Annotated in this window: 7 protein-coding genes and 1 tRNA gene; all 8 read left to right on the forward strand. The window is 32.9% G+C overall.

Going from position 1 to position 10246, the window contains the following annotated elements; genetic code table 11:
• The first annotated feature begins 13 nt into the window (after positions 1 to 13).
• The 8 genes from LQV47_RS21730 to LQV47_RS21765 all read left to right on the forward strand — a co-directional run bounded on the left by LQV47_RS21730 (position 14) and on the right by LQV47_RS21765 (position 10026).
• Positions 14 to 523 (forward strand): RDD family protein, encoded by a 510-nt coding sequence (locus LQV47_RS21730; RefSeq protein ID WP_230041217.1) that lies wholly within the window; start codon positions 14 to 16, stop codon positions 521 to 523.
• A gap of 58 nt (positions 524 to 581) precedes the next feature.
• A tRNA-Cys gene (locus LQV47_RS21735) sits at positions 582 to 652 on the forward strand.
• A gap of 1863 nt (positions 653 to 2515) precedes the next feature.
• The gene (locus tag LQV47_RS21740) at positions 2516 to 4597 is read left to right on the forward strand and encodes an outer membrane beta-barrel family protein (RefSeq protein WP_230041218.1); all 2082 of its coding nucleotides are present in this window, start codon (positions 2516 to 2518) and stop codon (positions 4595 to 4597) included.
• Positions 4598 to 4725: 128 nt separating this feature from the next.
• On the forward strand, positions 4726 to 4944 hold the full coding sequence (locus tag LQV47_RS21745) for a hypothetical protein (protein ID WP_230041219.1): 219 nt from the start codon (positions 4726 to 4728) through the stop codon (positions 4942 to 4944).
• A gap of 66 nt (positions 4945 to 5010) precedes the next feature.
• Positions 5011 to 6363, forward strand: a complete 1353-nt coding sequence (locus LQV47_RS21750; protein WP_230041220.1) for a radical SAM protein — start codon at positions 5011 to 5013, stop codon at positions 6361 to 6363.
• Between the two features lie 10 nt (positions 6364 to 6373).
• The gene (locus tag LQV47_RS21755) at positions 6374 to 7105 is read left to right on the forward strand and encodes a hypothetical protein (protein ID WP_230041221.1); all 732 of its coding nucleotides are present in this window, start codon (positions 6374 to 6376) and stop codon (positions 7103 to 7105) included.
• Complete coding sequence (locus tag LQV47_RS21760; protein WP_230041222.1) at positions 7102 to 7653, forward strand: DUF2807 domain-containing protein; 552 nt, start codon at positions 7102 to 7104, stop codon at positions 7651 to 7653. The genes LQV47_RS21755 and LQV47_RS21760 overlap by 4 nt, the downstream gene beginning before the upstream one ends.
• 174 nt (positions 7654 to 7827) lie before the next feature.
• Positions 7828 to 10026 (forward strand): peptidase domain-containing ABC transporter, encoded by a 2199-nt coding sequence (locus LQV47_RS21765; protein ID WP_290368691.1) that lies wholly within the window; start codon positions 7828 to 7830, stop codon positions 10024 to 10026.
• Positions 10027 to 10246 lie beyond the last annotated feature (220 nt).

Here is a 10246-nt window from a genome sequence, read left to right on the forward strand (position 1 = left end):
CTAATAACCAACTATGAGAAAATATTTAGTAATTGTGGATAGAAACAGATCCCAAAAGTGGACAAGGTTCGCTAATTTTGTTATTGACAGGCTTGTCATTACTTTGGCATTTCTTGCTCTTGGGTTTATTTCATCCCTACTATATCAACTTGCAAACATTGACTTTTTCATCAAAATTATTTATAAAATGTCACAAATGAATAGATTTGTTGATATACTGATAACCTCTTTAATTTATTTTATATACACCTTCCTTATTGAATACTTTACCAAAGGAAGATCCATCGGTAAGTATATTACAGGAACTAAAGTTATTTGTATTGATGGTACAGAACCTACCTTCAATGATTATCTTATCCGGAATATCTCCAGAATTGTTCCTTTTGATGCCCTCTCTTTTTTAGGTGAGAATGGCTGGCATGATAAATGGAGCGAAACAAGAGTTATTAACATCAAAAATTATCAGACTGAAATTCAAGCAAAAAGCGAAATTGACAGTCTTGGAAAGAAAGAAATTGCCTGAAAACTTTTGTTCATTAAGAAATTTTACTATATTTGCACACCTCAAAAATGGTAAAAATGGTACTTTGGCCGAGCGGCTAGGCAGTGGTCTGCAACACCATCTACAGCGGTTCGAATCCGCTAGGTACCTCTTCAAAAACTTCTAAATTTTATTTAGAGGTTTTTTTATGATCTAACGAGTATATTTAAAATATTTAAAAATTGGATCAGACTCAAAAGTTGTGGACTACGCAAATTGGATTAAACTAAACTTCTTGTTTACATTAAATATGTAATTTTTATATTGTGACTTGAAAAGAGGATGGAAATAACCTTTTATTCACGCAAAGGAAAAATAATTCGGATGCTCTATTTTAAGAAAGTAAAGAAAGGCGACTTTGTCGCTGAATAAGCGATATAAAAAAGTTAGCTTCATCAAAATCGATTTCTAATCGATTCATTCTTGGCTCACTTAAAATCAAGCGTAATAAAAATAGAACTTTGCGTCAAAAAAAGGTATATTGAGGTAAATTTATATTACCCCAACTTTTGCACCTAATCCAAATTTATTCTCTTTTCCCTGGAGCCATAAAGCTTTCACATTTTCTTGCCGTATTTTCCATGGGTGACAGAATGATTTCCCTATCATTTTCTTTGGTGATAACAAATGCCGGCAATTATCAGACAAGTATACCTTTAATTTCCATATTGTAAAATTGTTATCTTTTAACATTCAGAAGAACCTGAAGCATCAATGTTTTCAAAAAAAAGCCTCCCGGAAAGAATGGGAGGCAGATAAAAGATAAATATGGATGATAATAATGTTTTATAAAATTAAAAAAGATTGAGAGAGGTAATTATGAGTATAATCATAAAATTAAAAACCCCGGACTTCTCCGGGGAACAATTCAAATAAACGGGCGATGAAAAACTTGTTATCGAAATTACAATACTTTATACTACTGCTTTTATGAGTAAGGTCATAAAATATGGGAACAAAAAAAAACCTCCCATTCAGGAGGTTAACAATAACTTAAAATAGGTTTGAAAACTCTATCTTCCTCCAAAGATATCAATTATTATTCTTATAATCCATGATCTTAATCATCAAAAAAAGAAAAACCTTGCAAACTACCGACAGGCAAAGTATTAATTGGCAGAAATATAATCTTCAAAGCATCAAATATAAAAATTATCCTATTTTTGAAGCATGACCAGGGTCATAATAGCAAATTCCTGATCTATAAAATTCAACTTCTTACATTTTAGCTTATTCTGATTAAGCTATATTGATCATTTCTTGTAATTCTCTGTTGATAGATCAAGCATCGTATTAATTCAAGCTACACACCAGATAAATCACCTGCTTCGAAATTTTAAATTTTTGTGATACTTATTTTTTAATTCAAAAATGAACCGTAGATGTGTGCACAGATTGTCAAAAGTACTTATTGGGGGAGAAATTAAAACATTGTTAATATGTTATTAATTTATTTATTTTACTGTGAAATCAATAAAATATTCACAGCGCACAAATCGGTTTAATAGATATCTGGTTATTTAACAATAAAAAATATATCATGCTATTTTCATCTTCCAAAACAATCAGCTACGTTTTTTTGTACTTCCAATGTAAAATTTACAGCCATATTTATGGTTTATTTTTTGTAAATACAGAGCCAAATTTTCAAAAAACAACATAAATTTTCCTTGATATTTTTTTATTTAATAGAAATTCAAAAACACAACAAAAACAACACAATTAACTCATTTACAGATAATTAAAATCAAGTAATTTATCAAAAAGCAGGGATAAATTCATGAATTTATAAAGCATTTCCTTGATAATCATTCAAGCTTACAGCATATTTGTCTAAAGCAAGAATGTAGTGAGATTTTTTTATCTGCCTCATATCAACATCAGAAATAACTAATATCAATGAAAAAAACAATCTCTACTCTTAGTATTATATTTTCGGTTTTTATGTTTTCACAACAGAAAAAAAATGATTCTGTGAACAAGATAGTCGAAAAGCAAATACAGGAAGTTGAGATCAACATGAAGAAGAAACTTATAGAAAGAAAGGTTGACAGACTGGTTTTTAATGTTGAGAACTCAATAACAGCTTCAGGCTCTGATGCCGTAGAGGTTTTGAAAAAAACACCGGGTGTTGCCATTCAGGGAAACACTATCGGTATTATTGGCAAAAGCTCTGTTTCTGTTATGATAGATGAAAAAATGGTTCAGTTATCAGGAGAAGCCCTGATGAACTATCTAAGAGCCACCTCATCTGAAAATATAAAAAGTATAGAGGTGATTACCACACCTCCGTCAAAATATGATGCTGAAGGGAACAGTGGTATTATCAATATTCAGCTGAAAAAAGCAAAACAGAATTCCTGGAGTAACAGTACAAGGACTACTTATACACAAACCAGCTATCCTGCATTATCCCTGGGGAATACATTTAACTATAACAAAGACAGATACTCATTTTCAATCATGCTGGATGCTAAAAAAGGAAATGAAAATGTAACCGAGAGATCAAATATTGAATATCCATCCTATTTATGGATGAGTAAAGTGAAAAGAAAAGACAGCAAAGATGTTCAGAGTGTAAAAGTATCAGCGGACTATCAGATTTCAAAAAAATCAAGTATTGGAGCAATTTTTCAATTTTATAATTCCACACCGGACGTCCAGGAAACGAATATTGTAAACCTACTTAGCAGACAAGGTCAGGAAAATAAAATTTTATCAACGCTTGCTGAAACAGATGTGAAAAACTGGAACAATTCATTAAACCTGCATTTCACACACGATCTTGATTCTTTAGGAAAAAAACTCTCTGTTGATTTGGATTATTTCAAATTTAAGGAAGATAAAAACAGGCTTTTTGACACGCATGAAAATAATGTGTTACAATTATCAGCACAGAATCTAGGGCAACAGGATATCAATAACTTATCAGCTAAGATTGATTTTATCCACCCTGCAAAGTTTGCAAATTATACTTATGGAGCGAAGTTAACTTCAACAAAAAACGATAGTTCCATAAAATTTATAGATCAGACGACTGGAACTCCTGTAGTAGATCCGTTACAGACTGATGCTTATCAATACAGAGAAAACATACAGGCTGCCTATTTTGATCTTGCTAAAAGCTTTGGAGAAAAATGGCAGATAAAATTAGGGGCAAGAGCAGAATATACCCAGACTACGTCTAAATCTGTCACCAACAATACGGAATATAAAAATGATTATTTTAAAATTTTTCCAACGTTTTACATACTTAGAGCTATTAATGAGACTAATACCATCAACCTGAGCTATAGTAAAAGAATAAACAGACCTTCGTTTTGGGAATTAAACCCTTTTAAGTGGTATTTCAATGCTAACTCTTATGCTGAGGGGAATCCTTTTTTACAGCCAGCAATCAGTCATAATTTTGAACTGACGCATACTTATAAGGAAAAATTATTTACTTCATTTTTCACCCAGCTAAAAAGCAACGGGTTTAGTCAGGTCCCTTATGTCAAAGATGATTTGACTCAGGTTTTTACAAGGTTAAATTATTATAAAAGCTATGCCTATGGAATTTCACAGAATTATGTTTTCAATAAATGGAGCTGGTTAGAAAGCAATGCCCAATACAATATTTATTATATAAAAACCAAGATTGATGATCAGTATAAAGATGCTGTACCTTCTCAAAGCGGGCTTGGTTTCGCCTTCTCACTAAACAACAGTTTTGTACTTAATAAAAGTAAAACAGTATCGGGAGAGCTTAATTACAATTACAACGCACCCAATAAAGGGTTGATATATAAACAAGGCGGGTCGATGAGGTTAGATCTCGGGTTAAGGTTCTTGTTCCTCAATAAAAACCTGCAATGTTCTATTAGCATAGATGATATTTTAAAAACAAGTAATCCTGATAATACAACATACACCAATGGTATCACCCAAACCTACAATGTGTATGCGGATACCAGAAGACTGAGGCTATCCCTACGATACAACTTTGGAAACAAAAATATTAGGGGTAAAAGCAGAGAAGCAGGAAACAGTGATGAAAAAAACAGATTAAAATAATATGATTTCCGGTTTTGTATGTGCACAATACACGACTACGAATAAATATAACCGTTTGCAAACAAATACCAAAGAAGGTTAATGTATCAAAACTTTACCAAAAACTTTAATTTAAAATTTTAATTAACATGAAAAATTCAAAACTTAAGAACATTTACAGTGCTGTACAATTAGACGCTGTAAATAGAGGTGAAATCATTAGTGTAAATGAGCAATTAGCTATCAGAGGTGGACAGGCTGCAGGATGGCAACCACTGTGTACAGTAAACGTAAACTCTGGTTGTAATATCGGTTGTACTCCAACAACTCCAACCACTCCAACTAAAGAAATCTCTACTATAGAGTAAATTAATTATCCTCCATAACTATTTTCAATAGTTATGGAGGTTTTTAACCCTTTTAAAAACTATACTATGTTCAAAAACTCTTATTATAAAATAAAATCGGAAGTAGGAAATGATACCGTGCTTTTTTATTCTACAAGGAGTGGCGAAACAATGGCTTTAGAAAGCCACACTGCCCTACTGTATGAAAATGAAAATTATGATGATCTTCCTGAGAATGTTTTTTCTAAGCTTCTGGCATCAGACCTCATTGTACCAAAAGAAGAAAATGAGCTGGATGAAGTGATACTAGAAAATAAAACAAGTATTGCCGAAAGCAGAACGTTGTATCAGGTGATACAACCTACAGCCAACTGCCAGTTGGGATGTGGATACTGTGGGCAAAACCATACCAAAGCCCTATTGAATAATGAACAAATGGATGCTATTGTTGAAAGGGTAAAATTTAAACTTGAAAGAGAAAATAATTTTGACGCCCTGGAAATAGGTTGGTTTGGAGCGGAACCGCTAATGGCCTTAAGCAATATTAAAGCATTAACTCCAAGATTAAAAGCATTAGCCGACAAGCACAATTTAAGATACTCTTCAAAAATGGTAACTAATGGGTTGTCTTTAAAATTGAATGTTTTCCTGGATCTGGTTAAAAACTATCACCTCAGCTTTTTTGAAATTACATTAGATGGTACAGAAGAATACCATGACAAAAGAAGATTCCTGAAATCAGGAGAGAAAAGTTACAGAATTATTCTCGACAATCTTATTGATATATTCAACTATGAAGGCTTTTCTGAATTGAATACTACTGTAAATATCCGCTGTAATGTAGATCAAACCAATCACGACAGCGTTACCCTGTTAATTGATGAGCTGAATTCTTTGGGAATTCATAAAAAGCTTTCCAGTTTCTATGTTGCCCCTATACATTCCTGGGGAAATGACGCCCACCTGATGTCTCTGGAAATTGCCAACTTTGCAGATAAAGAGATTGACTGGGTGATGTATTGCCTTAAAAAGGAATTCAATACCCCTGTGGTACCTAACAGAAAAAAACAGACATGTATGGCTATAGATCCAAAAGCAGAACTGATAGATGCTTACGGAAATATTTATAACTGTACAGAAATTTCATATGTTCCGGCTTATGACAAATCCGGTTATATTTTAGGAAATTTAAACAGAACAGAACCCAGCAATTTATTGGAAGAAAGGCCATTTATTGACTGGAACGACCTGATTAGAGAAAACAAATCAAACTCTCCGTGCCATACCTGTAAAATACTTCCTATCTGTGGAGGGGCATGCCCTAAAACATGGAAAGAAGGAATTTTTTCTTGCCCGTCATTTAAATTCAATATGGAAGACAGGATCGCTTTATCCTATATAATTGCTCAAAAAGGATCAGAAGTTTTAAGTGCCTTTTAAAATAAATACCATGAAAAAATTTGATAATCTTTATAGTAAACTAGATCAGCTGGAAAAGCTAAACAAGCAAAAATACAAAGAGCAGCTGAAATTTGACGAACATGTGAATGAGATGATTAATTCTGTATGTTTAAATAAAAAAATATTCCTATTTTACTATGAAAATTATCAGAAAGCTCTGGAACAATCCAGACATGGAAATATCCTTACCGCTGAAAATCTTATAGTAAGAGCAGGAAAATACATAGACAAATCTTCACTGAGTGAAGATGAAAAAAAACTATATAATTTGATTTGTGTACCTATTGATGCCTATCTGCACTACAGGAAAGGAGATTTTTCTGCTGCTTTCACAGGTACAAAAAAAACAATGGAACTGGATTCTTATTTTGAAAAAAGATTTCCTATAGTTTTCTTTCATAAAATTCAGCAGATTCACAACCTGGCAAGAATCAGTTTCAGATCAATGGAAGTGGACCAGGGGCTTATGATCTTAAAAGACATATTCAGACTATTGATAGACAAAACTCCAATCACTTTTGAAAATATTGTTTACGACCCCGCATACCTGGAATACAATAGTGACGACCTTCGCAAATCCATGATTTTTGACATCCTGGCCGATGTGATCACAACAGCAGAAAAACATAAGGAAAATGAAAAAATCACTATCTTAGATTTTTGTGATGAAATAATCAGCCATTCCTCATTTAATAAACTAGAAAACCAGCCAATCCTATGAAAGTATTCAAATTATTTATCGTAATGACCCTTTTCTTCTCTTTTGAAAAAGCTCATTCCCAAATGATTAAAAGCGAATTAAATACCGAAAAAACAGATTTTAAAGAAATCAGGATTGAAGATATTGCCCAGGTATTTTTCACTAAAGGTTCCGAAAATTCAATTATTGTGGAAAGGAGCTCAGACAAAGACAAAGAGATCCAATTCAGCATAACTGATGGTATTGCCTCTGTAAAGGCAATCCATTCTACCGAAGAAAGCAAAAAAAATAATTACAATCTTTATATTACATCAAAAAGTGATGACATTTTCATCAATGCCTATAATCTGGGAATAGTACAGACCACAGATAAAGCCCAGTTCGGAACAATCAAACTTAAGGTTATCAATGCCGGAAAAATAGATCTCACCGTTGATACTCAAACCTTAGTTCTGAATATAGAAAATGTAGCTTCACTGAAAATTAGTGGAAAAACAGATCAGCTGACGTTAGATAAAAAAAATGTAATGCTTTCTAATCTGAGAAAATTGAAAGTAAAAAAAGATTAAGCACACACTGGGGAAAACAAAATTTTAATAACTGTATCCCTTAATTAATCCTGTTTCCGAAGCATAAATCAAAATGCTCAACAATACAAAAATGAAACAGGTTTTCCATCAAAGCACATGTTTTCATTGTTGCTCAGTATCCTTATTACCAATCAAAGATAAATAATTAAGATAGTGCGTTTTATTGCTCAATATGATCAAATGGATTGCGGCCCTGCTTGTATAAGCATGGTGGCCAATTCTTATGGAAAAGAATACCCATTGGAATACCTTAGAGAAAACTCCTATATTACAAAGGAAGGGGTTTCTCTTTTAGGCATAGGAGAAGCCTCAAAAAAAATAGGATTCGATTACCATGCTGTAAAAGAGGAGTCTGACCACTTAATTTCCAATATTGAAAATAGTAAGAAGCCTGTTATTTTACACTGGGACCAAAACCATTTTGTTGTACTCAATAAAGTTAGCAATTCCTTATTCTCCAAAAAAAAAATATTTGAAATTTACGATCCTGCTCATGGTATCATCAAAATTTCTCAGGAAAAATTCGAAGAATCCTGGATTTCAGATCACAGCAAAGGAGTTTCTGTCTATTTAACTCCTACAGATTCTTTTTATGAAAATGAACCTCCTCAGCAGAAACTACTAACCGTTAAGCAGACTGTTGAATATCTACAACCCTACAAAAAAAAAATAGCACTGATGTTCTGCCTGCTTCTTGCAGGAAGTGCCATCACATTGATCTTTCCATTTCTTACACAGTCTCTGATAGATGACGGAGTAAGTTCAAAGAATTTAAATTTTATTTTTATTATCCTGCTGGCACAGCTGTCATTATTTTTAGGCAGTATCGTTATCAATATCTTCAGAAACTGGCTGACCCTCTATATAGGTACCCATCTGAGTATCAAAATTATTTCAGACTTTTTAAAAAAAATAATAGAACTTCCCATCCGGTTTTTCGACACCAAACTGCTTGGAGATTTCCAGCAAAGAATTCAGGACAACAATAGGATTGAGGAATTTTTAACCTCCCAGAGCTTACTCACATTTTTTTCCATAGTCACCTTCTCTGTTTTTTTTGGTGTTCTCGCGTATTACGATGTCAAAATATTGTTAGTCTATTCCATTTTAACCCTGATCTCTATTGCATGGTCATTTTACTGGCTTAGAAAGAGAAAAGTAATGGATTATTTTCGATTTAAACTCCGTAGTGAAAATCAGGATTCCATCTATGAGATGCTGAACGGAGTTACCGAAATGAAATTAAATCAATTTGAAGATTTTAAAATCTCAGAATGGGAAAAAATTCAAAAGAAACTGTTTAAACTTAATATCAGGATCTTAAAAATTGATCAGTATCAAATGTCCGGATTTGAGTTTTTGAATCAGCTTAAAAATATAATTGTCACTTTCCTGGCTGCTACCTATGTTGTAAAGGGAAACATGTCTTTGGGAGCTCTTTTATCCGTATCTTACATAATAGGGCAGATGAATTCCCCCGTAAGTCAAATGGTGAATTTCTTCCGTTCCTTTCAAGATGCAAAACTAAGTATGGAAAGGCTTAATGAAGTTCAGTTTAAATCCAAAGAAGAAAAAGAAGACGACCAACCTATCGAATCCAATGAAGATACAGCAGGCGATATACGCTTTGAAAATGTATCATTTCAGTATGAAGGGCCTCAATCACCTTATGTATTGAAAGATATCTCGCTTACCATTCCCCACGGCAAGGTCACCGCGATTGTGGGAGCCAGCGGAAGTGGAAAAACAACCTTAATGAAACTTTTACTGAGATTTTATAATCCTGTATCGGGTAAAATAAGTTTCGGAAAAACGAATATTTTAAATATTTCTCCTAAAAGCATCAGAAAAAGTTCAGGAGTTGTTCTTCAGGACGGATTTATATTTTCTGATACCATCGCCAGAAATATCATTACCCATGATGAAGCGGGTGATGATGAAAAATTATTAAAAGCAGTTACAACAGCCAATATCAGTGAATTTGTAAACTCTCTTCCTTTGAGATATAATACCAAAATTGGAGCTTCAGGTAATGGAATTTCCGGAGGCCAAAAACAAAGAATACTCATTGCAAGGGCAGTATATAAAGATCCTCAATACTTATTTTTTGATGAGGCAACATCTGCCTTGGATGCTGAAAATGAAAAAGTAATCCATGATAACCTTCAAGAGTTTTTTAAAGGAAAAACAGTAGTCATTATAGCTCATCGTTTATCAACTGTGAAAAATGCCGACAACATTATCGTTTTACATGGGGGGAAAATAGTAGAAGAAGGCAGTCATCAGGAATTGGTCACTAAAAACGGTGAATATTACAAATTAGTGAAAAACCAGTTGGAATTAGGAAGTTAATATTCTATGGTTTTAACAAAACAAGCTTCCCTTTCACAGAGAAGCTTAATAAATAATGCAAAAAGTGATGATATGTAAAAAAATTATTACATAAAAATAATTAATAAGTTCATTTCACTTTTATGATCAGGATCATATAAAAAAAATCCTCGGAAATTCCGAGGATAAAAACTAATAACCATGAAAACTCAAATTAAACATGAGTTACATATCTACATTG

Origin of the sequence: Chryseobacterium sp. Bi04, assembly GCF_918698085.1 — a bacterium.
In the GTDB taxonomy this organism is placed as follows: Bacteria; Bacteroidota; Bacteroidia; order Flavobacteriales; family Weeksellaceae; genus Chryseobacterium.